Source organism: Pseudomonas sp. H1_G08 (genome assembly GCF_054681355.1).
Window position 1 is genome coordinate 1,497,297 of record NZ_CP162822.1, and the last position, 25,755, is coordinate 1,523,051.

Here is a 25,755-nt window from a genome sequence, read left to right on the forward strand (position 1 = left end):
TGAGTGTGGGAACGAGCCTGCTCGCGAAAGCGCAGTCTGAGGCAATGACGATGTTGACTGTGCCGCCGCCTTCGCGAGCAAGCTCACTCCCACAGGGAATTTGGTTGCGATGAAGATGGTGGATTTACCCCGTATCAGTGTGGGAGCGAGCCTGCTCGCGAAAGCGGACTGTCAGGCAATGACGATGTCAAACGTGCCGCCGCCTTCGCGAGCAGGCTCGCTCCCACAGGTTTTGGCTGTTTATCCAAAATCGAGATAAATCAAAAGGCTGCACCTTTGGGCCGAAGGCAGATATTCTGCGCTTCACACCGGTACGGGAACCCGATCAACTCCATGGCCAGCCACTGCCAGGATGAATTGCCCGACGCCAAAGGAGTGTTCGAATGAGCGAAAAGAAACTGGAAACCACGGTCGACCGCGTCTACCAAGGGGTTTACGCGGCGATCAGCAAGCGTTCGTTGCGCCCAGGCATGAAGCTGGGTGAGGCCTCGCTGGCCGAGTTGTTCAATGTCAGCCGCACGTCGGTGCGTGCTGCGCTCAAGCAATTGGAAGCCGATGGTCTGGTCACCACTGAGCCCAACAAAGGTGCATCGGTGTCGCTGCCCAGTGACGCAGAGCTGCGTTCGCTGTTCGAAACCCGGCGGTTGATCGAAATCGGCATCGTCACCGAACTGTGCCGGCGCAAAGACACCGTTGCGATGCAGGATCTGCGTGAGCACTTGTTGCTGGAGGATGCCGCCCATGCGGCCGGCGACCATGAACGGCTGATCCATCTGCTCGGCGAATTCCACCTCAAACTGGCGCGCAGCCTGAACAATCCGGTGCTGCTCGACTGGTTCCAGAAGCTGATCTCGCGCGCTTCGCTGTATGCCGCCGCGCTCGATGACGACAGTCATCAAGCCTGCCGCGACGATGAACACCTGCGTTTGCTTGAGTACATCGAGGCCGGTAATCAGAGCGCCGCGATCGAGCTGACCTGCACGCACCTCAACGGAATCGAGAAGGCGATTCTCGACGTTGCTGCAAAAATGAAAACCGGCTATCACCCACTCAAACACTTGATTGGCGTCTGAATGGCCCTGTGTCGCATATCGGCTATACCTCCAATGAAACCAATGCGTTTTCAGGGCCTCGAAACACACGGGCGTCGCGTCGTTGTAGCGTTGCGATAGATCGGAAAACCGCAAAAAAGGACACTGAGTCAGGCGATGCAGTTTTTATCCGAAAGCCACGGCTGTGAGGGCTGGAAAGGCGAAATGGCCGGACGCATCCGTGCATTCGACTGGAGCCTCACCGAACTGGGTCCGCTCGCCGACTGGCCGGCCAGCCTGTGTAACACCGTGCAGCTGATGCTGGCTTCGCCGCTGCCGATGGTGATGCTCTGGGGCCATGCCGGCTACATGATCTACAACGACGCCTACTCCGAATTCGCCGGTGGCCGCCATCCCTATCTGCTTGGCGTGCCGGTAGAGCTGGGCTGGCCGGAAGTCGCCGAATTCAACCGCCACGTCGTTGACACTTGCCTGGCCGGCGGCACCTTGTCCTATCGCAACAAAGAGCTGGTATTGCTGCGCGACGGCGTGCCCGAAGACGTCTGGATGGACTTGTATTACAGCCCGGTGGCCAACGACGAAGGCGTGCCCGGCGGCGTCATGGCGATGGTGGTCGAAACCACCGAACTGGTGCATTCCGAGCGCCTGCGTCAGGCGGCCGAAGATGCCTATCGCGCCGACAACGAGCGCGTGCGTCTGGCGCTGAATGCCGGCGCACTGCTGGGCTCGTTTGTCTGGGACATCAAGAACAATCGCTTCTCTGCTGACGAACGTTTCGCCCGCACCTTTTCCTACCCGCCGGATCAGGACCTGAGCGATCTGCAACAAGACATCGCCGAATCGCGCATCCATCCCGAAGATCATCGGTGGGTGCAGGAGCGAGTTGCCCATAGCGTGCGCACTGGCGAGCCGTACAACGCTGAATACCGCGTGCAGCGGGCCGACGGCCAGTACCTGTGGGTGTTGGCCAGTGGTGCCTGCGAGTTCGATGAGCAAGGCAAGCCGTTTCGCTTTCCCGGTGTGCTGATCGACATCCATGAGCGCAAAAACGCCGAAGAATCACTGCTCAAATTCACCCGTAATCTCGAACAGCGCGTGGCCGCCGAAGTGAATGCGCGGCTGGCAGCCGAGGAACAACTTCGCCAATCGCAGAAGCTCGAAGCCATCGGCGGCCTGACCGGTGGCGTTGCCCACGACTTCAACAATCTGCTGCAAGTCATCGCTGGCAACCTGCATCTGCTCGCCCGGCATGAGCCCAACAATGCCAACGTACAACGCCGGGTCGTGGCTTCGCTGGCGGCGGTCGAACGCGGTGCCAAACTGTCTTCGCAACTGCTGGCCTTTGCCCGGCGGCAACCGCTGTCACCGGCCGTGTGCAATCCAGAGCAAATTTTCGAAGGCGTGGGCGAATTACTCCAACGTGCATTGGGCGAAACCATTCAGATCGACGTGCAACTGCCGCCGCAGCCCTGGCACATCAACGTCGATCGCAACCAACTGGAAAACGCGATTCTCAATCTGGCCATCAACGCCCGCGACGCGATGAAAGGCGAGGGCGTTATCGGCCTCAGCGCCGCCAATGTCTGTCTGGACAGCGAATACTGCGTCGGCAAGGGCATCGCGTCCGGTGAGTATGTGCGCGTGGCGGTCACCGACACCGGCGTGGGCATTGCCCCACAAATGCTGGAACAGGTTTTCGAACCGTTTTTCACCACCAAGGCCGACGGCCAGGGCACCGGGCTCGGTTTGAGCATGGTCTTTGGCTTCGTCAAACAGAGTGGCGGCCACGTCGAGATCGACAGCAAGCTCGGCGAAGGCACGCGGGTGCAGTTGTATTTCCCGCGCAGTCTGCGTCCGGTTCGTGAAGAGACCGCCAGTGTCGGCGAGCGCAAGAGCGGCGGCCACGAAACCATTCTGGTGGTGGAAGACAATGACGCGGTGCGCGCTTCGGCGGTGGAGTTGCTGCGCGAAGAAGGCTATCGGGTGATGACCGCGTGCAATGGCGACGTGGCCATGCAGATGTTGCTGGAAGGCATCGAGATCGATCTGATCTTCACCGACGTGGTCATGCCCGGCCTGATCAAGAGTTCCGATCTGGCCGCGTGGGCCAAGGTGCAGACACCGCCGGTGCCGGTGCTGTTCACCTCCGGTCACACCCGCGACATCATTTCCCGCGACCACCAGCTCAGCCCCGATACGCATCTGCTCGGCAAACCCTACAGCCCGCAAGCTTTACTGCAGATGATTTGCGAGGTGCTCGGCACCTGATGCCGAGCGCTGCCCAGTTTTTCAATCAAGGCAGGCCGATGATTTCCAAGCGCAATTCCAAAGCACCCGCCGGTATGGTTCGTGTGCGCGGCGCCCGCGAACATAACCTGAAGAATGTTGACGTCGATATTCCGCGTGATGCGCTGGTGGTGTTCACCGGCGTCTCGGGTTCGGGCAAGTCGTCGCTGGCGTTTTCCACGCTTTACGCCGAGGCCCAGCGGCGTTATTTCGAATCGGTGGCGCCCTACGCGCGGCGGCTGATCGATCAGGTCGGCGTGCCGGATGTCGATTCCATCGAAGGACTGCCGCCTGCCGTCGCTCTGCAACAACAGCGCGGCACGCCAAGCGCGCGTTCTTCGGTGGGCAGTGTGACGACGCTGTCGAGCCTGATACGTATGCTCTATTCCCGGGCCGGGAGTTACCCGCCGGGGCAGCCAATGCTGTATGCCGAGGATTTTTCACCGAACACGCCGCAGGGCGCCTGTCCGGAGTGTCATGGACTTGGTCGCGTCTATGAAGTCACCGAAGCGCTGATGGTGCCGGACCCGAACCTGACCATCCGCCAGCGTGCAGTGGCGTCCTGGCCGTTGGCCTGGCAAGGGCAGAACCTGCGCGACATCCTCGTGACCATGGGCATTGATGTCGATATTCCCTGGAAGAAACTGCCGAAAAAGCAGCGCGACTGGATTCTCTTCACTGAAGAAACGCCGACGGTGCCGGTGTACGCCGGGCTGACCCCGGAAGAAACCCGCGTCGCGCTCAAGCGCAAGATGGAACCGAGTTATCAGGGCACCTTCACCGGCGCCCGGCGCTACATCCTGCACACCTTCACTCACTCGCAAAGTGCGCTGATGAAGAAGCGTGTTTCACAGTTCATGCGCGGTAGCCCGTGCCCATTGTGCGAGGGCAAACGGCTCAAGCGCGAGGCGTTGTCGGTGACCTTTGCCGGCTACGACATTGGCGAGTTGTCGCAGATGCCGTTGCTGCAAGTGGCCGAAGTGCTGCGGCCTGTAGCAGCGGCAAATTATCTGGAACAGGCCGAGGAGAGCGGCGACACCCTCAGCCATGCGCAAACCCGCGAGGCGCGTCAGCAGCGGGTCGCCCATGGCGCCAGCGGTCATGCCAGCGCACCGGACGTGCGCCACACGCCGAATCTGTCGCTGGAGAAACGCTTGGCGGCGCAGCGCATCGCTGAGGATTTGCTGGAGCGGGTCAGCACCCTGACCGATCTCGGCCTGGGTTATCTGGCGCTGGAACGCAGTACGCCGACCTTGTCGTCGGGCGAGTTGCAGCGTTTGCGCCTGGCCACGCAATTGGGTTCGCAGCTGTTCGGGGTGATTTATGTCCTGGACGAGCCGTCTGCCGGTCTGCATCCGGCGGATGGCGAGGCGTTGTTCGAGGCATTGCAGCGCTTGAAGGCCGACGGCAACACGCTGTTTGTGGTCGAACACGATGTCGAAACCATGCGCCGTGCCGACTGGCTGATTGACGTCGGCCCGGCGGCGGGCGAAAAGGGCGGGCGCGTGCTGTACAGCGGTCCGCCTGCGGGACTCGCTGATGTTGCAGATTCGCAGACCCGCGCTTATCTGTTTGCCGAAAACCAACGCCCTGAGCGCGCCGCGCGCAAGCCGAGCGGCTGGCTGAAGCTCGACGGCGTGACGCGCAATAACCTGAATAATCTTAGCGCCGAATTCCCTTTGGGCTGTTTCACCTCGGTGACCGGTGTGTCTGGCTCCGGCAAATCGAGTCTGGTCAGTCAGGCCTTGCTGGAACTGGTCGGCGCGCAGTTGGGCCGGCCGATGGCCGAGGCCGAGTCGGAAGAACCGAGTCTGGAAGATGACACTCCGCCGCCCAGCACCGGGCAGATCAGCGCCGGCCTGGAGTCGATCAAACGGCTGGTGCAGGTTGATCAGAAACCCATCGGACGCACACCGCGCTCCAATCTGGCGACTTACACCGGGTTGTTCGACAACGTGCGCAAGCTGTTCGCCGCGACTCCCGAAGCGCAAGCGGCGGGCTATGACGCCGGGCAGTTTTCTTTCAACGTCGCCAAGGGCCGTTGCGCCACTTGTGAGGGTGAGGGGTTCGTCAGTGTGGAATTGCTGTTCATGCCCAGCGTGTATGCGCCGTGCCCGACCTGCCACGGAGCGCGGTATAACCCGCAGACATTGGCGATTCTCTGGCAGGGCTTGAGCATCGCCCAGGTGCTGCAACTGACCGTCGATGAGGCGGTGGCGGTGTTTGCCGAGCAGGCGGGGATTCGTCGTTCGCTGGAAGTGCTGCGCGATATCGGCCTGGGTTATCTGCGCCTGGGGCAACCGGCCACGGAACTGTCCGGTGGTGAAGCGCAGCGGATCAAACTGGCGACCGAGTTGCAGCGCAGCCAGCGTGGCGCGACCTTGTATGTACTGGATGAACCGACCACGGGATTGCACCCGAGAGATGTCGATCGCTTGCTGGAACAACTCGATACGCTGGTAACGGCGGGGCACACGGTGATTGTGGTCGAACACGAAATGCGTGTCGTCGCGCAGAGCGACTGGGTGATCGACATCGGCCCCGGGGCCGGCGATCAGGGCGGCAGGATCGTCACCGCCGGCACACCGCAGAAAGTCGCCACCAGCAAGAAGAGCAAGACTGCGCCGTTTCTGGCTCGGGCTTTGAGCCGATAACTGCAGCGCCTTGCTGGCCGCCATCGCTGGCAAGCCAGCTCCCACAGAAATTCAAGTTGTTGCCGAAAATCTGCGCACACTGATGCCCCCTGTGGGAGCTGGCTTGCCAGCGATGGCGCCAGTTCAGGCGCCATCCAGCGTACGGCGGACCTTGTCGAGCAGTTCGCTGATCTGGAACGGTTTGACCAGCATGTCCATGCCGGTGCCGAGGAAGACCTGGCGGTTGAGGGCGGTTTCGGCGTAGCCGGTCATGAACAGGATCGGCAGCCCCTCGTGCCAGCCACGGGCAACATCCGCCAGTTCACGGCCGCTCATGCGCGGCAAGCCGACGTCGGTCAGCAGCAGGTCGATGGACGGGTCGTTCTGCAAGCGCTCCAGCGCCGATTCGATATCCGCCGCTTGCGTGCAGCGATAGCCGGCGTCTTCCAGCACTTCGGTGACGAACAAGCGCACCGTGGCCATGTCCTCGACGATCAGCACATGCTCGCCACTGCCTTTGGCGTCAGGCACCGGCACAGGCGCGTCGGCCCCGGTCGGGTCGTTGGTGCCGGGCAGCATGATGGTCACTTCGGTGCCACGCCGGGCGACGCTACGAATGTGCGCGTCACCGCCGGACTGACGGGCAAAGCCGTAAATCGTCGACAGACCAAGCCCGGTGCCCTGGCCCAAAGGCTTGGTGGTGAAAAACGGTTCGAACACCTTGTCGATCACGTTGTGTTCGATGCCGGTGCCGTCGTCGCGTACCGACAGCGCCACGTACGCGCCATCGGCCAGATTCGGATCGCCATGGGAATAAGCGGCGTAAGTATTGACCCAGATATTGCCGCCCGAGGGCAGGGCATCACGGGCGTTGATCACCAGGTTGAGCACCGCGCTTTCCAGCTGCACCGGGTCGACCAGCGCAATCGCCGGTTTGTTGGTCAGTTCCAGCTTGAGGGTGATGCGCTCGCCGATGGTGCGCACCAGCAATTCTTCCAGCGAGCGGACATGCTCGTTGATGTCCACCGGCCGTGTATCGAGCGGCTGCTGGCGGGCAAATGCCAGCAGACGATGGGTCAATGAGGCCGCGCTCATGGCTGAGTTCAGCGCTGCTTCGGTATAGAACTGCACCTTGTCCAGACGCTCATCGGCCACGCGTTTCTGGATTAGTTCCAGGCTGGTGATGATCCCGGTCAGCAGGTTGTTGAAGTCGTGGGCGATACCGCCGGTGAGCTTGCCCAGCGCATCCATTTTCTGCACTTGCAGCAATTGCGCTTCGGCGTGCACGCGCTCGGCGACTTCCTTGGCCAGTTGCGTGGTGGTGTCATCCAGCCGCGCCAGATGCGAGCGCTCGCGGTGGCGGTGTTCGGTGACGTCCTCGACGAACACCAGACTCAGTTCCGGGGTGCGATAAGGCGAAATCTGCCATTGCGTCTCGCGAATCTCGCCCTGCACACGCATGTTCAGCGTGCCTTTCCAGCGCTCGCCGTCGACCAGACGCAGACGCAGTTCATCGAGGATCGAGCATTGATCTTCGGCAAAGCATTCACGCAGCGCCTGCGCGTCGCGGTTGTCGACGATCAACTGGGCAAAGGCGTGGTTGCATTCATGCACTTTCAGATTGGCATCGAGCACGGCGATCGGTGCCGAGACGTTGGCAAAAATCTCGCGGAAACGCGCCTCGCTTTCGCGCAGGGCATTTTCCGTGTCGCGCACCCGCAGCAGGGTACGCAGGGTCGCCAAGAGCACATCGGGGTCGACCGGGTGAATCAGATAGGCATCGGCACCCGCGTTGAGACCAGTGATGATATCGCCGGTCTGGATCGACGCCGCTGACACATGAATCACTGGCAGCAGCGCGGTGCCCGGGTCGGCGCGCAGCAGGCGGACGATGTCGAAACCGCTCATGTCCGGCAGGTTGACGTCGAGGATCAACGCATCGAGGGCTTCGCCCTCGATCAGGGCCAGGCCGTCGCTGCCGGTGCCGGCTTCGAGCACCGTGTAGCCATGGCGCTCCAAGCGCCGGCGCAGGGCGTAACGGGTGGCGACGTTGTCATCGACGATCAACAGGCGGATGTCACGATTCATCGACGTTCTCCAGAGCGATCGCCAGCGGGATGATGACAAAGAACGTCGAGCCGACGCCCGGCGTACTGTCTACCCCGACTTCACCGCCGAGCAGGGCGGCGAAACGCTTGCACAGTGACAGACCCAGACCGGTGCCGCGCAGACGTTTCTGCAATGGCGAATCGACTTGGGAGAAGTCTTCGAACAGCGTGTCATGCAGTTCGGCCGCGATGCCGATGCCGGTGTCGCTGACGGCAAAGCGCACTTTGTCTTCACCTTCCATTCGCGCCGATACCCGCACTTCGCCACGGGTGGTGAATTTCAGTGAGTTGGAAATGAAGTTGCGCAGGATCTGCCCGAGCTTCTTGTCATCGGTATACAGGCGCGGCAGGCCCAGTGGCTCTTCGAAGATCAGATCCACCGCCGAGGCGTCGACGATTGGCCGGAACATCCCGCGCAGGGCGGAGAACAGGTCGAACATGTCGAACCAGGCCGGGGAAATGCTGATGCGCCCGGCTTCGATCTTCGCCAGATCGAGCAGGTCATCAACCATGTCGCTGAGCTCGCGGGCAGCGGTGCTGACGAAGGCTACCTGCTTGTGCTGTTCAGGGCTGAGCGGACCGTCGAGTTCGTCAGCGAGCAGACTGTTGATGCTCAGTATCGAGCCCAGCGGCGTGCGGAATTCATGGCTCATGTACGACAGGAAACGGCTCTTGAGATCCGATGCCTGACGCAGTTCTTCGGCCTGATTGTCGAGCTCGGCGTACAGCGCCAGAACACCCTGGTTGGTTTCATCGAGTTCTTCGCGCAGGGCAGTGGTTTCGCGCTGCAACTGAGCGATGAGCGCCGCCTGTTCAGCAGGGCTCAGGGTTGTCGATTCAGCCATGGGCGGCCTCCAGAGCCACGACCAGCACCGTCACGTCATCGCGGCCACGACAAAAGTCGCGGTGCAGGACGCTGGCTATCACGGCAGGATGGCGATGCACCAGGCCGGGGTAGTCTGCAAGATTCCAACGGGACTGTAGGCCGTCGCTGTACATGATCAATAAATGTCCGTTCACGTGAGCATAGTCAAAGGGTTTGGCTTTACGGTACTGGCCGCCAACGATACCGGGATGTGAGGCCAGACCGCGGGATTTGCCAGGCTCCAGCAGACTGGCGCCGATGTTACCGACACCGGCGAACGTCAGGCCGTCGCGCTGGCTGTCAAACTGCGCGAAAGCGACGGCGCCGCCACGGGTGCCGAGCATTTCCTGATGCAGGTCTTCCATCAATACCACTGGATCGGCAAACGGTGCCCGGGCGAATGCCTGCGCCCCGGCCAGGCCTGCGCGCTCGGCGTCTTCGCCATGACCGAGGCCATCGACCACCAGCGCGCTGATCCGCGAGCCTTCATACGCCAGATGCCAGACATCGCCGCAGGCTGGATCGGCATGCAGCGAATGCTGGCTGACGCCGAAGCGGATATCGGCCTGACGATCGCTGCGCGGAAAAATTCGCGCCAGCAACACCGCGCCACGGTGGTCGGCGTAGACATCGAAGACACTGGTCTGCCGCGATACGGCGCCGAGGCCGATGCCTTGTGTGCCGCCAGTGGAAAAGCCATCCGCCAGACAGGCATCCAGATCAAAGCCCTGCGCCCGATCCACGGTCTGCATTTCGATGCCGAAGCCGCTATCCGGCCGAGCCAGTACACGCAGGTGAAATTCACCACGCTGGGCATGCTTGAGCACGTTGCTGGCCAGTTCGGTCGCGACCAGCGCCACGCGGCCGGCATCGTTTTCGTCGAAGCCATGCTGCTCGGCGAGTTTCTGCGCGGTGCGCCGCGCGTGGCCGATCTGGCTGCTGTCCTCGATCGGCAGAACCTGGGTCAACGACCCGGTGATATTCATGTCCATCGTGTGATCGTAATGCGCGTGCCTTTGCCGGGCTCAGTGTCGAGTTCGAATTCATTGACCAGGCGCTTGGCGCCAGTCAGGCCAAGGCCCAACCCGCTGCCGGAGGTCCAGCCGTCGGTCATCGCCAGTTTGATGTCGGGGATGCCAGGGCCTTCGTCGCGGAAGGTGATGCGCAAACCGACCCGGCCGTTTTCCTCGAGAATCTGCCAGTCCATGTCGCCGCCGCCGCCATAGACCATGGTGTTACGCGCCAGCTCACTGACAGCGGTCACCAGTTTGGTCAGGTCGATCAGGCGCATGCCACATTCGGTGGCGAGTTTGCGCGTGGTCTGGCGGGCCAGCACTACGTCCTGTTCAATGAGAATGGGTTGCGTACCGCTACTGCGCACGGTCATTGTGCAAGTACTCGTTCCCGCAGCAGTTTCATCCCGCGTTCGACGTTCAGGGCGGTGCTCACGTCTGGCAAAGTCATGCCCAGCTCAACGAGCGTGATCGCCACTGCCGGCTGCATGCCGACCAGCACGGTTTTGGCGTCCATGATTTTCGACAGCCCGGAAATGTCGCCGATCATGCGCCCGATGAACGAATCGACCATGTCCAGCGCCGTGATGTCGATCAGCACGCCCCGGGCGGATGTCCGGCTGATGCGCTCGGACAGATCGTCCTGCAGGGTCAGGGCGAGTTGGTCATGCATGTCGACCTGAATGGTCACCAGCAAGATATCGCCCATTTGAAGAATCGGAATACGTTCCATGGTCAAGCCGTCTTGACGAGGCTGACACCCAAGCGGGTCAGGGCCAGTTTCAATGCGTCGGCCAGATTGGCCTTGGTCACTACGCCTTGCAGATCCAGACCCAGGTGAACGATGGTTTGCGCAATCTGTGGACGCACGCCGCTGATGATGCAGTCAGCGCCCATCAGGCGGATCGCGGTCACGGTTTTCAGCAAGTGCTGGGCGACCAGAGTGTCGACGGTTGGCACGCCGGTGATGTCGATGATGGCGATTTCCGAACCGGTGTCGACGATGCGTTGCAGCAGCGATTCCATGACTACTTGGGTGCGCTGCGAATCGAGGGTGCCGATCATTGGCAGGGCGAGGACGCCATCCCACAGCTTGACCACCGGAGTCGACAGTTCCAGCAGCTCTTCCTGTTGACGCTTGATCACCGCTTCACGGGATTTCTGGAAGGTGCCGATGGTGTGCATACCGACGGTGTCGAGCAATTCGGAGACTTCCAGCAATTGCTCGGCAAGCAGTGCTGGCTGGTCCTGATAATGGTTTTGCAGCAGGGCGAACAACGGGCCTTTCAGGGCAAAGATGAAATTGGCGGTTTGCTGGGAATCCTGGCCGAGCAGGGCGCGGCTCTGCGACAGCTTTTCAAGGAACTGACGGGTATCCTCCCAACCCGCAGCGGCAATCTTGCTGCCGTTGCCGTTTTCCAGACCCACCAGGAGCAGGCCCAGCAAGTCGCGGGTTTGCTGAGCGAGGTCGTGTTCCTTGAGGTTGCGTGTGGCGCCGCTGGCTTCGAGGCGTTTGGTCCACTCGCTCAACAGCTGAGTCTGGTTGTTCTTGATTGCTTCAACTGTGCTGTTCTGCAGTGCTGCCATGTGCGTGTCGCTCCGTTACGTATATGGGCCGGCTCGGCGAAATGACCGGCGCGATTTGACTGACATTTACCGCTTGAAATAGTTGTTCAGCTAGCGATGAATTTTTCTGCCTGCCGCGTCGAACGCCCCGGTAACTCTAGTCGGCGTGGCGGCAGGCAACGATCTTTTGAACGAATCTACGGCGTCAGGCTTCGAATCTGCATGCCCGACGTTTTCCAGTCGTGCTGGAAGAAGGATGCAGGACTATGAATGAGGTGGATATGAACGAGCAAGCGCCGCAACAGCAAAATCAGTCCTCAGAGTCAATTAACCGCAACGACCCGGCCATCGACCCGCAAACGCCGGGGCAAAATACTCCCGCGCCGGTTGAAGAAGGGCAGGCGGACAGCGCGGCTGCCGAGGTCGATCAGAAGCAGCATCACAACGACAACAGCAACGACTTCAGCCCCGGCTTCAAGCCTGACCCGGACCGTCCTGAACCGGGCGAAAGCACTGACGCCGATATCGACACCGATGGTGGTTGATCGCTGAGACGCAAAAAGGCCGCATCGAAGGATGCGGCCTTTTTATTGCCGGCCGGTTACTTGCTCGGATGTTTGGCTTGCAGCTCTTTGGCGTGGGCCAGGTGTTTTTCCAGCGCTGGCAGCATCTTCTGCGCGAACGCTTTCAGCTCAGTAGCGCCCTTGGCCTTGTCATCGGTCACGGTGTTCGCCTGCTTCTTGAACAGCTCGATGGTCTCTTCGTGAGCCTTGACCTGGTTGTTGGCGTAGGCCGCATCGAAGGATTCATCGCGCATGTCGAGAATCTTTTCCTTGGCCTGCTTGACCAGGGTGGTGTCGTCAGGGACTTCGATGTCATTGGTGGTCGCGATCTTCTTCAGCTCTTCATTGGCCTTGGTGTGATCAGCGATCATTTGGTTAGCGAAGGCTTTGATGTCGGCTGACTGGCTTTTTTCCAGTGCCAGCTTGCTGGTTTCGATTTCGGCGATGCCACCAGCGGCGGCATTGTCGACAAAGTCGTTGTCGGTCGCGGCAAAGGCGCTGCCCATGCCGGCAGACAGTGCAACAGCCAGAGCGAGATGACGCAGGTTGAATCCGTCCATTGGGTATCTCCACGCAGGTTTTTGTGAGCGTTATCCAATGGAGCGAGCGCAGACGCCAAAGGTTTTATCGCATTTACGACAGGGCGACGAACGGCAACCGCTGGTCTGACAGGGAGTCGACAGAAGTCATCGGGCAAGGCCATGCTGATAATGAGTCAGCGCATCGGTCGCGCTGGTTGTCGATCAAATTGATGGAGGTGTTTCATGCCGGTTTCACATGATCTGTATCAGGACCTGGGCTGCAAGAAGGAAGAGATCGAGCAAAAACGCTCCGAGGATCCGAAGCTGGATTCGCTGCTCAACAAGTACTTCGACGTGGATAAAGCCGTGGTCGAAGCCGAGAACGCCCAGTCAGACGCCCCCACTGACGACGAATTGAAAAAGCTCAAAGAGAAGCGCGTGATCGTCAAGGAACAGATCGTTGCTCAACTCGCCGGGCAGCCGCTGACGGGACAGTAGTCGCCCGACCCGTGGTCATTTTCTGAAGGGAACGGCTACGGCCAATGGCACCTCCAATGTGCAGAGTCTGCAAACCATCGACTCGTTGCGAGGTGCCATATGAACGACCCCAAATTCCCCAGTGAAGAGCAGGGTGGTTTCGACCCGATTCCTACCCGTCCTGAACCGAACAGCCCGGCGCATACCACAGCGCATCCGGAAAAAACCGTGAAAGAACTGCCGGAGGATGAAGATCCGGAGAAGTTCGACCGGTCCGGCAACTGACAGACCGCTATCGCTGGCAAGCCAGCTCCCACAGGTTCATCTGGTGAACACATATTTGGAGTTCACACGGACACTGTGGGAGCTGGCTTGCCAGCGATATCGTCGGTCCATACGGTGAAAATTTTTCTGTTTTACTTAAGCGCCGCATCCAACCCCATTCGCCCCATATGCATGGCCTTCAACGAGCCGAAATACAACCACTGCCCATACTCGCGCACCGTGGTAATCGGCGAATAATTGCCTTCGCTCGCGTCCTGCAGATTGGCAATCACCTTGCCGTCCAGGTCCAGTCCCAGCACAAACCCGCGCTTTTCGACAGGCTTGGGCAAAACCGTCAACGCCCGCACGATCATCTTGCGCACGAACGGGTGTTCAGCGGTGCCATCGAGCAAGGCATTGCGCGGCGCATACAGCGCTACCCAAAAGCGATTGCTGCCATTGAACGAGAGGTTGTCCGGAAGCCCCGGCAAGTTGTCGATGAACACATCATGGGTACCGGCCTTCGGCCCGCTCAGCCAGTAGCGGCTGATGCGATAAGCGCCGGTTTCATTGACCAGCACATAGGCCTCGTCCGGACCAAGAGTGACGCCATTGGCAAACTGCAACTTGTCGAGCAAGACGCTGGTCTTGCCGGTTTGAAAGTCGTAGCGCAGCAGACGTCCGTCGGCGCCGTGTTCAATGATCGCCTCGCCGTCATGACCATAGCCCCAACGGCTCGAGGCATCGCTGAAGTAGGCGTAGTGGCCTGACTTGTCGACCGCTACATCATCGGTAAATCCAAATGGCACGCCGTTGGCCTCGGTGGTCAACGGAATCACGCGGCCCTGCGCATCCAGCGACAGCAAGCCTTTGACCGCATCGGCAACTACCAGCATGCCATTCGGATGACGGGCCAGGCCCAGTGGACGGCCACCGGTGTCGGCCAGGACCTTGCGCTGCGTACCGTCGAGGCTGCTACGGATGAGCCTGCCGTCATGCAATCCGGTGATGAGGAATTCGTCTTCCAGTAGCAACGCCTCAGGCCCTTCGATGTCGCTCGGCCCGACCTTCGCCACAGCTTTGAGGCGCTGGTTGTCCGCGTAGATGCCGTCTTTCAATGACGGCGCCAGTGGCGGCGTCCAGGCGACCGGTTCGACCTTGGTCGGCAGCAACAACAAGAAGGCGATGACGAGAACGATCAGCAGGCACAGCACATAACGTAATTTCACGCGCTGGCCCTCGCCGCGCCGATAAATTGCGCAGCCATGTCGCGCAGGGCGAGCATGGACGCGGCAGATTCCCGCTCGATGCGCCGCTTGAGCAACAGGCGATTGGCAAGACGCATGAGCAAACCGTCAAAGCGATATTCCAGCGTGCGCGAGAAACGCGTGCCGCCAGCCTCCACTGAGCACTCGTAAGTCAACCGCAGGGACAAGCCCTGATCACTTTGCGCGCGTGCGCACCAGCGCCGGCCCGGCAGATATTCAGTAACCTCCCAGCGCAAGTGACCGGCACGTCCGCCGGCATGGATGTCCTCTTCGAAACGTGCACCGGCATGCAGTGGACCTTGCGGACCGTCAATCTTCAATGAGGAGGGATGCCAGTCCGGCCAGTGACTGACGCTGGCGGCATAAGCCAGCACGGCGACCGGTTCGCCGGCGATATCGATCTGGTGCTGCATGCGCGTCATGGGCATTTTTGAATAACTCAAAGGGGCGGGTTCCGGCTCGCGGTACAGCGTGCCGAACAGGTAGTCCATCAAGGGCAGAACGATGTTGAAATTGCGCTCCTGCATGCGCTCGCGGCGGTGATGCAGTTCGTGCAGACCGCGCATCTGGCGAATCCACGGCAAACGAGTCAACGGATTTTGCGGTGGCAGATGTTCACAGGCATGGAATACCTCATAGAGCAGATAACCGAACACCATGCACCCGGCAAACAGCCCGGCGACATTGGCGTTGACCTGCGCGAGCAGCCACCAGAGGGGCAGGGTGATCAATAGCGTATGAATGACGATCAGCCAGGCTGGAAACAGAATCACTCGCCAGTCCCGCGCGCTGTCGTAGGTCATATGGCCGGGGGTGAAAAAGCTGTGATGGTCCCCGGCATGTCGTGCGTAGAACATCTTTGCGAAAGCTTTTTTGTGATGGCCTAAATGACGATGGACCATGTACACGCCGAAGTTGAACAACAACAGGCTCAGCGGCACTGTCAGCCATTCCAGCCAGCTCACTGAATGCACCGTGCGCCAGAACGCAGCGACGGTGAAAATGCCGAACAGCAACACGAACGCGCCATGCAACCACGGATTGTATAAAGGATGAATGGCCGCACGGTAGCGGCTGCGGAATGCCTCGGTGGTCTGCCTCAACGCTTTCACCTGCGGGTATTGTTGTTATACCCGGCAGATTAGCCGATCCGCTGACTTGTGCAGGGCGAACCTTGCGGCCTTAAGCGCCATGCTCTGGACTGAAGCCGCCCGTCAGCTCAACGGGTTCCAGCGCTGCGACCAGTCATCATCGGTGCGGATCACCTCGCGCAACAGATCGAAGGCCTGTTGCAGCACTGCCGAGTCGCGATCGCGGGAATACACCAGATAGGTCGGATAACCGAATTCCGGGGCTTTGGTGACGGCTTCCAGCGCGCCGGTCTCCAGATAAGTGCGCACGACCCGGGTACGGAAATAACCGCTGCCACCATGTTCGAGGATGTATTGCAGGGCCAGTGGGCCAAGGTTGAAGCTCAGCGCGGCTTTGGCTTTTTCCGGCAGGGCGGCGTCGTGCTGACGACGAAAGTCCGGTCCCCAATCGATGTAGACGTAAGGCTCCGGACGCTCGGGCGCGCGCACCAGAATCAGTTTTTCCTCCAGCACTTGCTCGACCTGCAATCCCGGCCAGTATTCCGGTTGATAAACCAGCGCCGCATCGAGCACACCGAGTTCGAGCTGACGCAAAAGATTTTCGCCGTCGCGAATTTCCATGCGCAGTGCGTGGCCGGGGATTTTCTCCCGCAGTTCCGCCGCCCAACTGAGCATCAGCGGGTTGCACAGGCTGACCTCACCGCCAATGTGCAGAACGTTGTGATAACCCTCGGGCAGCGGCAAGTCGCGGCGCGCGGCTTCCCAGGTCTGCACCAGTTGATTGGCGTAGACCACGAACGCTTCGCCATTGGCCGTCAACTTCGCCCCGGCGCGATTGCGCACGAACAGCGTACTGCCCAGCTGGCCTTCGAGTTTCTGCACCCGTGCGGTGATCGCCGTTTGTGTGACGAACAGCTTCTGCGCGGCGGCGGCAAGACTGCCGTGGCGGACGATTTCGAGGAAAGTGCGGGCGAGGTCGATGTCCATGGGGCAGGGCCGGTGTCTGGAGGTGGAGCGCATTGTAAGTCAAAAGTCCCTCTCCCCAACTTGAAAGCCACAACGGATTAAACCGCTGAAAATTCCGTTTAAGTCCTACGGAAACAGGAGCGTTTTGATCAGATGAGGGGATATTTCTGACGACTTTTTCAGGTTGGTCGTCGGACGCCGGATCTATAGGATCAGTCCTGACATTGAAGTCATCGAGCGCACAGATCGCTCTGGACCTGGACAAAGGATGGACTATGCGAATCCCACTGATTGAAAGCCATACGCCTGCTTACTCGCCTCGCCATTACTGGCGCGACGACCGCGCGAGATGCCCCTCGGAGGACGTTGCCATGCCGAGCGCCAAAGTGCCCCGGCTCACGGGCTTGAAGAAGCTTGAGGGCAAACCTCTGGAATTGCTGTTGCGAGGGCAGGACACCGGCGACGATCCGATGCTCATTCTGCGCTGCACAGCCGAAGGATTTGCGCTGCTCGATGTGGTCAACATGATCGCAACCTCCGAACTGTACCAACAGGGAGAGATGGTCAAACGTATCACCGGCAAATCTGTGAGAACCGTGCGACGTCTGCTCAAGGAAGGCGCGTCGGTGCGCCTGGACACGCCGCAGAGCATCATCGCCTACCAATATGCGGCAGCGCTGGAACTGGCCATCGAGGTGTTCGGGCGACAGGCCAAGGCCGAATCATGGCTGGAGCAACGCGCCACTTACTTCTACGGTTATGTGCCGCTCGATCTGGTTGGAAATGCGTTGGGCTTCAGGATGGTGGAGGAGTATCTGAACCAGATCAAATACGGGGTTTATCAATGAATCCCTTGCCCTGGGATGATCGCTGGTACGCGTGGCGGCTGGATCGCGAGGTGTACAGCGAGACCTGGGACAGCGGCCTGGGGTCGAAACGGGACGGCGGTCGCTGGAATACGCCCGGCCGCAGAGTCGTTTATGCGTCGGTCGACCCCTCCACGGCGATACTGGAGGTGGCCGCCCATGGCAGCTTCGATGCACTTGATCAGGAGCCCTACGTATTGACCTGTTTTGAAATCACCCACGACGCCAGCATCAGAATCGTGCAACCGGAAGACGTGCCCAATCCGCATTGGCTCACCCCGATAAAAACCTCGCCCAACCAGCGAAAGTTTGCCGACGCACTGCTGGCTGAACATCCATTTATTCTGGTGCCTTCGGTGGCCACCCGACACTCGTGGAATTTGCTGGTGAGTTGCGATCTGGCGGAAGGTCAGTTCAGGATGGTTTCGCAAGAGCGGTTTGGGCTGGATACGCGGTTGTTGCAGGAGGGTTGATCGGATTTGTGTGGGCCTGCGAATCCGACACGACAATTTCCAGGTTCCGGGAGCGATCAAGGGCCGATGAGTCGCTGCCAGCTACATTCGCGGCGGCTCGCATTCTACGTCTGGATTGAAGCTTTCAACCAATATAAAGATCCGGTACATTTCGCGCCCACGCTTACTACAAGGAAGTTAAAGATGGCAAAGCCTGCCGCTCGACTCAGCGATCTTAATGCATGCCCGATCACAGGCCATGGCACCAATCCCAGTAACAGCGGTTCCGGTGATGTAAACATCAATGGAATGCCAGTTTTGCGTGTCGGAGACACCACAGCGTGCGGAGACACTGTCACCGAAGGCATCAGCAATATTTTGATCAATGGCAAGCCTATTGCTTTCTTGGGCAGTGCGACGGCCCACGGAGGCATGATAATCACGGGCTCTGGCGACGTTTTTGTCGGCACCCAGGTCGGTTCCGCACCTTTCTCCCCGATTATCACTGTTCCTAAACACAGCGAGCGCTTCCAACTGGTTGATGAGGCCACTGGCGAAGCTATTCCCGACATGCTCTATTGCATCGAAACGGGTGACGGGCAGCGTCTCGTAGGCCATACCGACAGTCATGGTAACGCCGCGCGAGTGTTTACGGCCAACCCGACTTCGATAGTTGTGCAGTGGGGTAAGGAAGCCGCCGCCCATCTCGATGCGCTCGGCCTAGATTACTAAGGGAGGTGGCAGGTGGCAGCCCCCAAAAAGAATCAAGCTCGAACAAGCGATCGACATACAACGACCCAAGTGAAAGGTACGCTGGCACAGGATTACGTAACGGTTGTGGGTGCGTCTTACATGTCCCTTTATGAAAAGGTTCGTGGCCAGAAGGGCAACAAGATGCGCTTTATCAATCAGGGTATCCGCCAACTCACAAAGTATCCAACCGGCACTCCAAACTTCACGATCCAGCGTGTATTTCTGATTTTCAAAAATGACTATCCGGAGAACTTGCTGACGGCTTTGAAGGACGTTGTCGAAAATCAGCACGGGGCCCAGTACCGAGAGATGGACTCGATATCCGGTCTTGTGGATTTCATCGCAGCTCGGCAACGCCGCGGGCGCGAGATCAAACAGCTCGACTTTTTTTCCCATGGTGTGGTGGGCAGTATCGAGTTGGGCTACGAGCTGGATAAAAACGATAGCTACCGTCTGCGTGATGCACAGGCGTATATGTTCAAACCCGAAGCGTTTGCCTATGGTGCGAAAATTCACTCCTACGCTTGTCGCACAGGTTTGGGTATCGATGCCGACTTCAAGGTCAATGAAACAGAAGATCCTCATTACGAGCGCAGCCTGGCGCAGATTCTTGCTAATGCTACCCGGACCACCGTGTGGGCATTTCCAAGACGCAGCAACTACGACACAACTTATGGTACTGCCGCGGAACGGGGATCTGTGCCGGGCATTCGTGAAAGAGAAGCAGCTGATGGGCAAGCGATGCGGAATTATTTGAGTCGAAAAACCGCTTATGAACGAAAGCTGATCGAACATCGCAAGACCCTCAAAGACCCAACGGCGCAATTACCTGATGAACAGGCGCCGCAGGCGCCGACGCCAACAGTCTCTGAAGAAGAGCGCAATTTGCTGGCGCACGATGACAGCCGAGCATTGTATGAACGAAAGATTGGATTTCCGCTGGATGCCTTAGGCGCACATCGTGACGTTCGATCAGGTGATACACCGGACGGCGTACCCAAACACCTGCTTGCCTATAAACCGCTATGACGCTCCTGAAGTTTATAGGCAAACGTCACGTCTTATGTGTCTTGTTGATTGCTGCCAGCTTTGCAGGACTATTTATTTACGCCAAGGAAGCCCAGATGCCAGCCAAAGCAATGATGTATTACGGCCCGTGGAGTCCGGAAGAAAACCGTTTCGATGCCAGCCGGTGGTTCAGTTCAGGTATGTATCGCCCGCGTCTCATGGGTACTCCGCCTGAAGAGAGCCCAGTGACCATGCTGCGCAATAAGCCTGAAAGTTTGCGACATATTGAGAATGATGTTCTCTTGACCGAAGCGTTATTCGCTGTGGGGCGACAGTTTCCGAAGTTGGACACCGAAGACCTCATTCTGAATACGCCGGACCTGCACCGCCAGATACGGTATGCCTATAGTTCATTTGCCGAGCCTGACAGGCCGGTGGATTCCTATTGGCTTTTCATCACGTTTGCAAACAAGACCGTGGTCGTTACGATCGATTGGGACGTGACAGAAAAGAAACTCCTGCCCCGCTCGATGGCTTCGAATCTGATCGAAAAAAGTGATGAAGAGGCGGCATACCTCCAGGTAAAAAAAGAGCTTGATGGGACGGCTTCAGCCAAGCGTTAACTCACGTTGCCATGTCTTCAATGGTTGAAACGACAAATCCCGCCAATAAGCGGGATTTGTGTTTTACCAAGAAGCTTCTTACGAAGGGAACAGCTCGGACAGCTTCATCGACAGCATCATGTCGCCTTCAACGCGCAGCTTGCCGCTCATGAAGGCCTGCATGCCGTCTGTCTCGCCACTGACGATACCTTTCAGGGTTTCGCTATCCAGCACCAGCGTGCAGTTGGCGTTCGGGTTTTCGCCTTCCTGAATGTTGCAGGTGCCGTCTTTGACGATCAGTGCGTATTGCTTGTCTTCGTCGGTGATGTTGAAACCGAAGACCAGGTCCAGACCGGCAGCGGCGGCTGGGTTGAACTTGGCTTGCATTGCTTTTACGGCATCAGCTACGGAGGTCATGGTTCGATCCTTTCTTGGTCATGGGAGCTGGGTGGTTACAGCCAGGGTCACAGTAAGCCGGACTCAGCGAAAAGTGATGAGTTCCGGGGCCTTCAGCAGTTGCAGGTGTGCGTGACTGTTGAAGGAAGCCAGGGCCACCTCGCGACCACGAAACTTCAATTGGTTGAGCGAGGTGTTGACGATTTGCCAGTTCAATTCAAAGGCCTGTCTGGCAGGCATTTGCGTAATCAGGTGGAGCAGGGCAGTGATGGTGCCGCCGGAGGTGAACACGGCAATTTTCTGGTTCTTTTCCGCCAGGTCGAGGATGCGGTGCAAACCGGCCTGAACCCTCTCGACGAAGCCCAGCCAGCTTTCCAGTCCGGGTGTGTCGTAGGTGCCAGCAAGCCAGCGCTCGACGATCAGGGCGAAGATGCGCTGGAATTCACCGCGGTTCTGCGCGGCGTTGCGCAGGATGTCGAGGGCTTCCGGCTCTTCCGGCAGCATGGCCGGGAGCAGGGCGCGGATCACCGCGTCGGCATCGAATTCGTTGAAAGCGGAATCGGTTTCAAGGACTGGAACCGGCAGGCCTCTGGCGCTGAATTGCTCCAGTGCACTGGTGGCCGTGTGCTGTTGGCGACGCAGGTCACCGGCAAGGCAACGATCGAAGCTTATATCAAGGTCGGCGAGGTGCTGGCCGAGAATTTCTGCCTGACGCACACCGGTCGGCGACAGGACATCGTAATCGTCTGCACCAAAGGAGGCCTGGCCATGTCGTATCAAGTAGATGCTGCCCACGTCCGCGTCGTCCCGGTACGTTGAAGGTCAGGCGAGGTTATGAGGATGGCGTAAGGCTGTCAATGAAAAAACATACGCTTGTTTGAAATGCCCGTTACAGGCGTGTTGCCAGAGGTTTCACGGCTGGCCGACGAGCCGACGGATGGGTATGCTGGAGCCATTCCGCGTGTAATACACCGTCACGCATTGCTTTGAGGAGTCTCTGTGGATTTTTTCACCGAATACGCCAGCTTCCTGGCCAAGACCGTCACACTGGTGATCGCCATTCTGGTGGTGCTCGCCAGTTTCGCCGCGTTGCGCAGCAAAGGCCGGCGCAAATCGGCAGGGCAGTTGCAGGTCAGCAAGCTCAACGATTTCTACAAGGGGCTGCGTGAACGCCTGGAGCAGACCTTGCTCGACAAGGATCAGCTCAAGGCATTGCGCAAGGGCGAGGCAAAAACGGAAAAAAGCGCGAAAAAACAGAAGAACAAGCCTGAGACCAAATCCCGGGTGTTCGTGCTCGACTTCGACGGCGATATCAAGGCTTCCGCCACCGAGAGCCTGCGCCACGAGATCACCGCACTGCTGACCCTGGCCACGCCGAAGGACGAAGTAGTCCTGCGTCTGGAAAGTGGCGGCGGCATGGTGCACAGCTACGGTCTGGCGTCGTCTCAACTTGCGCGAATCCGTGATGCGGGCGTGCCACTGACTGTGTGTATCGACAAGGTCGCAGCCAGTGGCGGTTACATGATGGCCTGCATCGGCGACAAGATCATCAGTGCACCGTTCGCCATCCTCGGTTCGATCGGCGTGGTCGCGCAATTGCCTAACGTCAATCGCCTGCTGAAAAAGCACGACATCGACTTTGAAGTGCTGACCGCAGGTGAATACAAACGCACACTGACCGTGTTTGGCGAAAACACCGAAAAGGGCCGCGAGAAGTTCCAGGAAGACCTCGACATCACCCATCGCTTGTTCAAAAACTTCGTAGCCCGTTATCGCCCGCAACTGGCGATCGATGAGGTGGCGACCGGTGAGGTGTGGCTTGGTATCGCTGCGCTGGAAAACCAACTGGTGGATGAGCTCAAGACCAGCGATGAATACCTGGCGCAGAAAGCCAAACAGGCTGAGGTTTATCACCTGCACTACGCCGAGCGTAAAAGCCTGCAGGAACGCATCGGCATGGCCGCCAGCGGTTCGGTAGACCGCGTGCTGTTGAGCTGGTGGAGTCGCCTCACTCAGCAACGTTTCTGGTAAACACCAGGCATAAAAAAACGCCGGTCAATGACCGGCGTTTTTGTGTCCGCAATAAACCCGCTGGCTTAGCGTCGACGGAACAGCGGCAGCGGTTCGTCACTGGCGGCCTGGTAGGTCACCGAGAAGTCCTTGAGACCTTCCAGTGCTTCGTACGGGTCTTTATCCGCGCGAATGGCAAAGGCGTCGAAGCCACAGCGGTGCATGTAGAACAGCTGGTCCCGCAGCACGTCGCCAATCGCGCGCAGCTCGCCTTTGAAACCATAACGGTCACGCAGCAGACGGGCATTGGAATAACTGCGGCCATCGGTGAACGCCGGGAAATTCAGCGCGATTACCTGGAACTCACCGACGTCTTCACCGATTTCTTCGGCTTCCTCGTCAGCATCCAGCCACACGCCCAGACCGCCGTCGCGGGCTTTGAGCATGCGGCTGTGCTCGCGCCACAACTGCAGAGGAACGATCAGATCGTCGCAGTTGCTGATCTCATCGATGTTGAAATCCTTCGGCAACAGGTGCCAGGTTTCGTCGACGACTTCGTTGTTCTTAATGATTCGCTGCATAGACGCGTTCCTTGAAGAGGTCGATGCCAATACGCTGATAAGTGTCGATGAAGCGCTCGTCTTCGGTACGTTGTTCAACGTAAACGTCGATCAGCTTCGAGATCACGTCAGGCATGGCTTCCTGTGCGAAGGACGGGCCGAGGATCTTGCCCAGGCTCGCATCACGGCTGGCGCTGCCGCCGAGGGAAACCTGGTAGAACTCTTCGCCTTTCTTGTCCACGCCGAGGATGCCGATGTGGCCAACGTGGTGGTGACCACAGGCGTTCATGCAGCCGGAGATGTTCAGGTCCAGTTCGCCGATATCGAACAGGTAATCCAGGTCATCGAAACGGCGCTGGATCGATTCGGCAATCGGGATCGATTTGGCGTTGGCCAGCGAGCAGAAGTCACCACCGGGGCAGCAGATGATGTCAGTCAGCAGGCCGATGTTCGGCGTGGCGAAACCGCTTTCACGCAACTCACCCCACAGGGTGAACAACTGGCTCTGCTCGACATCGGCGAGAATGATGTTCTGCTCGTGGGAGGTGCGCAGTTGACCGAAGCTGTAGCGCTCGGCCAGATCGGCGACGGCGTCGAGCTGCTTGTCGGTAATGTCGCCCGGGGCAACGCCGGTCGGCTTCAACGACAGCGTCACAGCGACATAGCCCGGTTTTTTGTGCGCCAGGGTGTTGCGGCTGCGCCAGCGGGCGAAACCCGGATGCTCTTTGTCCAGATCGGCCAGTTGCGCGGTCTGGTTGTCGAGGGTCTTGTAGTCCGGATCGACGAAGTGCTTGGCGACGCGATGCAGTTCGGCCTCGGTCAGCGTGGTCTGGCCACCGCGCAGGTGCTCCATTTCCGCGTCGACTTTCTGCGCGAACACCTCAGGCGTGAGCGCCTTGACGAGGATCTTGATCCGCGCCTTGTATTTGTTGTCGCGACGGCCGTAGCGGTTGTACACCCGCAGGATGGCGTCGAGATAGCTCAGCAGGTCTTGCCACGGCAGGAATTCATTGATGAATGCGCCAACCACCGGCGTACGACCGAGGCCACCGCCGACCAACACTCGGAAGCCCAGCTCGCCAGCAGCGTTATAGACAGGTTCCAGACCGATATCGTGGACTTCAATGGCAGCGCGGTCACTGGTCGAACCGTTGACGGCGATCTTGAATTTGCGCGGCAGGTAGGCGAACTCCGGGTGGAACGTGGTCCACTGACGGACGATTTCGCACCATGGACGCGGGTCGATCACTTCATCGGCGGCGACGCCGGCAAACTGGTCGGTGGTGACGTTGCGCAGGCAGTTGCCGCTGGTCTGAATGGCGTGCATCTGCACGGTCGCGAGTTCAGCGAGGATGTCCGGGATGTCTTCAACCGCCGGCCAGTTGAACTGCACGTTCTGCCGCGTACTGATGTGGGCATAGCCCTTGTCGTAGTCGCGGGCGATCTTCGCCATCATGCGCACCTGACGCGAAGTCAGCTGGCCGTAAGGCACGGCCACGCGCAACATCGGCGCGAAACGCTGGATATACAGGCCATTTTGCAGGCGCAGGGGGCGGAATTCTTCTTCGCTCAGCTCACCTGCCAGATAGCGTCGGGTCTGATCACGGAACTGCTTGACGCGGTCCTCGATGATCCGCTGATCGTACTCGTCGTATACGTACATATAAGTCCTGTTCTCAGGCTTGGGCTTCTCGGAAAACGCTGCGTTTTCGCTTGCTGGAGTCCGATGTTGCCTCTGCAATTCTGCGCGCACGGCCGCGCACTCCGTCACGGAGCCGGGGCAATATACCCGTTTGCAGTTATGCGCAAAAGTGATGTTTGAGTATATGTAAAGAACCAAATCGCCTAACGCGAATGCCGGTCATCTAATCCACATTTGTCGTGCGGACAATCATCGTCTTAAATGTGATCGAGTCTTTGTGCAATCACCGATAAAACCGACAAGAGGCGATGCAATGAGCAACCCGACCAAAGCCAGAAAAAGCGACAGCAGTGTCGACGCGTGGGCCATTTTGTTTCTGATCATTCTCGTAGTAGGAACAGCGGTCTTCTGGGTCAGTCACCAGTAACATCCGCGCTTCCGGGCCGTTCTCCCAAGGCCCGGATAACCTGTGGCAGATGCCTGTTCAGTGCCATCACACCCCGGCCAGATACAGCACCAGCTTGACGATGGCAAACAGCGTCAGGCCGAACACCGCCGTGAACAAAACTCCCAGAATCACAAAGTGACTGGGTTTGCCGTGGGTAAAATCCCTTTCCCGGTTCTTGCCGCTCTGCACCCCGAACGCCGCCGCCATGACGCTGTGCAGCATCTGCCAGAAACTCGGCGGTTTATTGTCGACTGGATCGTCCATAAATCCCTCTGCGAAAAGTCATCCTCCTGAAGCATAGCCAATCCGCTGGGTCCGGGATGCCATCGAAGCAGCCCGGACAAG

General features: G+C 59.1%; 27 protein-coding genes. 12 read left to right on the forward strand and 15 right to left on the reverse strand.

Annotated elements, in window-relative coordinates; translation table 11 throughout:
• Window positions 1–383 precede the first annotated feature (383 nt).
• The 3 genes from AB4N85_RS06800 (at window position 384) to AB4N85_RS06810 (ending at window position 5,992) form a co-directional block, all read left to right on the forward strand.
• On the forward strand, window positions 384–1,073 hold the full coding sequence (locus tag AB4N85_RS06800; protein ID WP_076563214.1) for a GntR family transcriptional regulator: 690 nt from the start codon (window positions 384–386) through the stop codon (window positions 1,071–1,073).
• Between the two features lie 135 nt (window positions 1,074–1,208).
• On the forward strand, window positions 1,209–3,320 hold the full coding sequence (locus AB4N85_RS06805; RefSeq protein WP_252869333.1) for an ATP-binding protein: 2,112 nt from the start codon (window positions 1,209–1,211) through the stop codon (window positions 3,318–3,320).
• A 38-nt stretch (window positions 3,321–3,358) separates the two neighbouring features.
• Window positions 3,359–5,992 carry an excinuclease ABC subunit UvrA gene (locus AB4N85_RS06810; RefSeq protein WP_252869334.1) on the forward strand — a complete coding sequence of 878 codons (2,634 nt, stop codon included), beginning with the start codon at window positions 3,359–3,361 and terminating at the stop codon, window positions 5,990–5,992.
• A 123-nt stretch (window positions 5,993–6,115) separates the two neighbouring features.
• Here AB4N85_RS06810 and AB4N85_RS06815 read toward each other — a convergent pair whose 3' ends face one another.
• Genes AB4N85_RS06815 through AB4N85_RS06840 form a run of 6 tightly spaced genes read right to left on the reverse strand, consistent with a single transcriptional unit; the run spans window position 6,116 to window position 11,544 of the window.
• Complete coding sequence (locus AB4N85_RS06815) at window positions 6,116–8,059, reverse strand: response regulator (protein ID WP_252869335.1); 1,944 nt, start codon at window positions 8,057–8,059, stop codon at window positions 6,116–6,118.
• Window positions 8,049–8,924 (reverse strand): sensor histidine kinase, encoded by an 876-nt coding sequence (locus AB4N85_RS06820; RefSeq protein WP_252869336.1) that lies wholly within the window; start codon window positions 8,922–8,924, stop codon window positions 8,049–8,051. The genes AB4N85_RS06815 and AB4N85_RS06820 overlap by 11 nt, the downstream gene beginning before the upstream one ends.
• A complete protein-coding gene (locus tag AB4N85_RS06825; RefSeq protein ID WP_252869337.1) occupies window positions 8,917–9,930 on the reverse strand; it encodes an ATP-binding protein in 1,014 nt (337 codons plus the stop codon). Before AB4N85_RS06825 ends, AB4N85_RS06820 begins: the two co-directional genes overlap by 8 nt.
• On the reverse strand, window positions 9,927–10,331 hold the full coding sequence (locus AB4N85_RS06830; protein ID WP_016774465.1) for an anti-sigma regulatory factor: 405 nt from the start codon (window positions 10,329–10,331) through the stop codon (window positions 9,927–9,929). The genes AB4N85_RS06825 and AB4N85_RS06830 overlap by 4 nt, the downstream gene beginning before the upstream one ends.
• Window positions 10,328–10,690 (reverse strand): STAS domain-containing protein, encoded by a 363-nt coding sequence (locus AB4N85_RS06835; protein WP_056785183.1) that lies wholly within the window; start codon window positions 10,688–10,690, stop codon window positions 10,328–10,330. The genes AB4N85_RS06830 and AB4N85_RS06835 overlap by 4 nt, the downstream gene beginning before the upstream one ends.
• Window positions 10,691–10,692: 2 nt before the next feature.
• On the reverse strand, window positions 10,693–11,544 hold the full coding sequence (locus tag AB4N85_RS06840; RefSeq protein ID WP_252869338.1) for an STAS domain-containing protein: 852 nt from the start codon (window positions 11,542–11,544) through the stop codon (window positions 10,693–10,695).
• Window positions 11,545–11,804: 260 nt separating this feature from the next.
• Here AB4N85_RS06840 and AB4N85_RS06845 point away from each other — a divergent pair, with 260 nt between their 5' ends.
• Entirely contained in the window at window positions 11,805–12,068 is a 264-nt protein-coding gene (locus AB4N85_RS06845) for a hypothetical protein (RefSeq protein WP_110647015.1), read from the forward strand.
• Window positions 12,069–12,124: 56 nt separating this feature from the next.
• On the opposite strand, the gene AB4N85_RS06850 is transcribed toward AB4N85_RS06845, so the two are convergent.
• Window positions 12,125–12,646: a DUF4142 domain-containing protein gene (locus tag AB4N85_RS06850; RefSeq protein WP_056785185.1), complete on the reverse strand. Its 522-nt coding sequence runs from the start codon at window positions 12,644–12,646 to the stop codon at window positions 12,125–12,127.
• Window positions 12,647–12,850: 204 nt separating this feature from the next.
• On the opposite strand from AB4N85_RS06850, the gene AB4N85_RS06855 reads away from it, so the two are divergent.
• Together AB4N85_RS06855 and AB4N85_RS06860 are read left to right on the forward strand one after the other, a co-directional pair.
• Window positions 12,851–13,105, forward strand: coding sequence for a DUF465 domain-containing protein (locus tag AB4N85_RS06855; RefSeq protein ID WP_041478686.1), 255 nt, complete (start codon window positions 12,851–12,853; stop codon window positions 13,103–13,105).
• Between the two features lie 99 nt (window positions 13,106–13,204).
• On the forward strand, window positions 13,205–13,369 hold the full coding sequence (locus AB4N85_RS06860; protein ID WP_016774471.1) for a hypothetical protein: 165 nt from the start codon (window positions 13,205–13,207) through the stop codon (window positions 13,367–13,369).
• 131 nt (window positions 13,370–13,500) lie between these two features.
• Here AB4N85_RS06860 and AB4N85_RS06865 read toward each other — a convergent pair whose 3' ends face one another.
• The 3 genes from AB4N85_RS06865 to AB4N85_RS06875 all read right to left on the reverse strand — a co-directional run bounded on the left by AB4N85_RS06865 (window position 13,501) and on the right by AB4N85_RS06875 (window position 16,694).
• Window positions 13,501–14,577: an SMP-30/gluconolactonase/LRE family protein gene (locus tag AB4N85_RS06865; RefSeq protein WP_150635537.1), complete on the reverse strand. Its 1,077-nt coding sequence runs from the start codon at window positions 14,575–14,577 to the stop codon at window positions 13,501–13,503.
• Window positions 14,574–15,719 carry a sterol desaturase/SRPBCC family protein gene (locus tag AB4N85_RS06870; protein ID WP_252869339.1) on the reverse strand — a complete coding sequence of 382 codons (1,146 nt, stop codon included), beginning with the start codon at window positions 15,717–15,719 and terminating at the stop codon, window positions 14,574–14,576. The genes AB4N85_RS06865 and AB4N85_RS06870 overlap by 4 nt, the downstream gene beginning before the upstream one ends.
• Before the next feature lie 111 nt (window positions 15,720–15,830).
• Window positions 15,831–16,694 (reverse strand): LysR family transcriptional regulator, encoded by an 864-nt coding sequence (locus tag AB4N85_RS06875; protein WP_056785192.1) that lies wholly within the window; start codon window positions 16,692–16,694, stop codon window positions 15,831–15,833.
• 350 nt (window positions 16,695–17,044) lie between these two features.
• On the opposite strand from AB4N85_RS06875, the gene AB4N85_RS06880 reads away from it, so the two are divergent.
• The 5 genes from AB4N85_RS06880 to AB4N85_RS06900 all read left to right on the forward strand — a co-directional run bounded on the left by AB4N85_RS06880 (window position 17,045) and on the right by AB4N85_RS06900 (window position 20,375).
• Window positions 17,045–17,521 (forward strand): MbcA/ParS/Xre antitoxin family protein, encoded by a 477-nt coding sequence (locus tag AB4N85_RS06880; RefSeq protein ID WP_252869548.1) that lies wholly within the window; start codon window positions 17,045–17,047, stop codon window positions 17,519–17,521.
• Window positions 17,518–18,012: an RES family NAD+ phosphorylase gene (locus tag AB4N85_RS06885; protein WP_252869340.1), complete on the forward strand. Its 495-nt coding sequence runs from the start codon at window positions 17,518–17,520 to the stop codon at window positions 18,010–18,012. The genes AB4N85_RS06880 and AB4N85_RS06885 overlap by 4 nt, the downstream gene beginning before the upstream one ends.
• A 183-nt stretch (window positions 18,013–18,195) precedes the next feature.
• Window positions 18,196–18,723: a PAAR domain-containing protein gene (locus tag AB4N85_RS06890; RefSeq protein ID WP_041478692.1), complete on the forward strand. Its 528-nt coding sequence runs from the start codon at window positions 18,196–18,198 to the stop codon at window positions 18,721–18,723.
• A 12-nt stretch (window positions 18,724–18,735) separates the two neighbouring features.
• Entirely contained in the window at window positions 18,736–19,773 is a 1,038-nt protein-coding gene (locus tag AB4N85_RS06895) for a hypothetical protein (protein WP_156388169.1), read from the forward strand.
• A gap of 95 nt (window positions 19,774–19,868) precedes the next feature.
• Window positions 19,869–20,375, forward strand: a complete 507-nt coding sequence (locus AB4N85_RS06900) for a hypothetical protein (RefSeq protein WP_150635533.1) — start codon at window positions 19,869–19,871, stop codon at window positions 20,373–20,375.
• A 78-nt stretch (window positions 20,376–20,453) separates the two neighbouring features.
• Here AB4N85_RS06900 and AB4N85_RS06905 read toward each other — a convergent pair whose 3' ends face one another.
• Together AB4N85_RS06905 and AB4N85_RS06910 are read right to left on the reverse strand one after the other, a co-directional pair.
• Entirely contained in the window at window positions 20,454–20,771 is a 318-nt protein-coding gene (locus AB4N85_RS06905) for an SCP2 sterol-binding domain-containing protein (protein ID WP_056785204.1), read from the reverse strand.
• Window positions 20,772–20,834: 63 nt separating this feature from the next.
• Entirely contained in the window at window positions 20,835–21,545 is a 711-nt protein-coding gene (locus AB4N85_RS06910; protein ID WP_252869341.1) for a histidine phosphatase family protein, read from the reverse strand.
• Window positions 21,546–21,749: 204 nt separating this feature from the next.
• On the opposite strand from AB4N85_RS06910, the gene sohB reads away from it, so the two are divergent.
• Window positions 21,750–22,781 (forward strand): protease SohB, encoded by a 1,032-nt coding sequence (gene sohB, locus AB4N85_RS06915; protein WP_016774479.1) that lies wholly within the window; start codon window positions 21,750–21,752, stop codon window positions 22,779–22,781.
• Window positions 22,782–22,846: 65 nt separating this feature from the next.
• Here the strand turns inward: sohB and AB4N85_RS06920 are convergent, their stop codons facing one another.
• From AB4N85_RS06920 to AB4N85_RS06930, 3 genes are all read right to left on the reverse strand, one after another.
• Window positions 22,847–23,341 (reverse strand): DUF934 domain-containing protein, encoded by a 495-nt coding sequence (locus AB4N85_RS06920; protein WP_041478697.1) that lies wholly within the window; start codon window positions 23,339–23,341, stop codon window positions 22,847–22,849.
• Window positions 23,325–24,983 (reverse strand): nitrite/sulfite reductase, encoded by a 1,659-nt coding sequence (locus tag AB4N85_RS06925; protein WP_056785207.1) that lies wholly within the window; start codon window positions 24,981–24,983, stop codon window positions 23,325–23,327. Before AB4N85_RS06925 ends, AB4N85_RS06920 begins: the two co-directional genes overlap by 17 nt.
• A 472-nt stretch (window positions 24,984–25,455) precedes the next feature.
• Window positions 25,456–25,674, reverse strand: a complete 219-nt coding sequence (locus AB4N85_RS06930) for a DUF2970 domain-containing protein (protein ID WP_016774481.1) — start codon at window positions 25,672–25,674, stop codon at window positions 25,456–25,458.
• Window positions 25,675–25,755 lie beyond the last annotated feature (81 nt).

Bases quoted from the DNA above. Each gene is read 5' to 3' on its own strand.
- AB4N85_RS06800 (WP_076563214.1), top strand. From the start codon at position 384: ATGAGCGAAAAGAAACTGGAAACCACGGTCGACCGCGTCTACCAAGGG.
- AB4N85_RS06805 (WP_252869333.1), top strand. From the start codon at position 1,209: ATGCAGTTTTTATCCGAAAGCCACGGCTGTGAGGGCTGGAAAGGCGAA.
- AB4N85_RS06810 (WP_252869334.1), top strand. From the start codon at position 3,359: ATGATTTCCAAGCGCAATTCCAAAGCACCCGCCGGTATGGTTCGTGTG.
- AB4N85_RS06815 (WP_252869335.1), bottom strand. From the start codon at position 8,059: ATGAATCGTGACATCCGCCTGTTGATCGTCGATGACAACGTCGCCACC.
- AB4N85_RS06820 (WP_252869336.1), bottom strand. From the start codon at position 8,924: ATGGCTGAATCGACAACCCTGAGCCCTGCTGAACAGGCGGCGCTCATC.
- AB4N85_RS06825 (WP_252869337.1), bottom strand. From the start codon at position 9,930: ATGAATATCACCGGGTCGTTGACCCAGGTTCTGCCGATCGAGGACAGC.
- AB4N85_RS06830 (WP_016774465.1), bottom strand. From the start codon at position 10,331: ATGACCGTGCGCAGTAGCGGTACGCAACCCATTCTCATTGAACAGGAC.
- AB4N85_RS06835 (WP_056785183.1), bottom strand. From the start codon at position 10,690: ATGGAACGTATTCCGATTCTTCAAATGGGCGATATCTTGCTGGTGACC.
- AB4N85_RS06840 (WP_252869338.1), bottom strand. From the start codon at position 11,544: ATGGCAGCACTGCAGAACAGCACAGTTGAAGCAATCAAGAACAACCAG.
- AB4N85_RS06845 (WP_110647015.1), top strand. From the start codon at position 11,805: ATGAACGAGCAAGCGCCGCAACAGCAAAATCAGTCCTCAGAGTCAATT.
- AB4N85_RS06850 (WP_056785185.1), bottom strand. From the start codon at position 12,646: ATGGACGGATTCAACCTGCGTCATCTCGCTCTGGCTGTTGCACTGTCT.
- AB4N85_RS06855 (WP_041478686.1), top strand. From the start codon at position 12,851: ATGCCGGTTTCACATGATCTGTATCAGGACCTGGGCTGCAAGAAGGAA.
- AB4N85_RS06860 (WP_016774471.1), top strand. From the start codon at position 13,205: ATGAACGACCCCAAATTCCCCAGTGAAGAGCAGGGTGGTTTCGACCCG.
- AB4N85_RS06875 (WP_056785192.1), bottom strand. From the start codon at position 16,694: ATGGACATCGACCTCGCCCGCACTTTCCTCGAAATCGTCCGCCACGGC.
- AB4N85_RS06880 (WP_252869548.1), top strand. From the start codon at position 17,045: ATGCCGAGCGCCAAAGTGCCCCGGCTCACGGGCTTGAAGAAGCTTGAG.
- AB4N85_RS06885 (WP_252869340.1), top strand. From the start codon at position 17,518: ATGAATCCCTTGCCCTGGGATGATCGCTGGTACGCGTGGCGGCTGGAT.
- AB4N85_RS06890 (WP_041478692.1), top strand. From the start codon at position 18,196: ATGGCAAAGCCTGCCGCTCGACTCAGCGATCTTAATGCATGCCCGATC.
- AB4N85_RS06900 (WP_150635533.1), top strand. From the start codon at position 19,869: ATGCCAGCCAAAGCAATGATGTATTACGGCCCGTGGAGTCCGGAAGAA.
- AB4N85_RS06905 (WP_056785204.1), bottom strand. From the start codon at position 20,771: ATGACCTCCGTAGCTGATGCCGTAAAAGCAATGCAAGCCAAGTTCAAC.
- AB4N85_RS06920 (WP_041478697.1), bottom strand. From the start codon at position 23,341: ATGCAGCGAATCATTAAGAACAACGAAGTCGTCGACGAAACCTGGCAC.
- AB4N85_RS06925 (WP_056785207.1), bottom strand. From the start codon at position 24,983: ATGTACGTATACGACGAGTACGATCAGCGGATCATCGAGGACCGCGTC.
- AB4N85_RS06930 (WP_016774481.1), bottom strand. From the start codon at position 25,674: ATGGACGATCCAGTCGACAATAAACCGCCGAGTTTCTGGCAGATGCTG.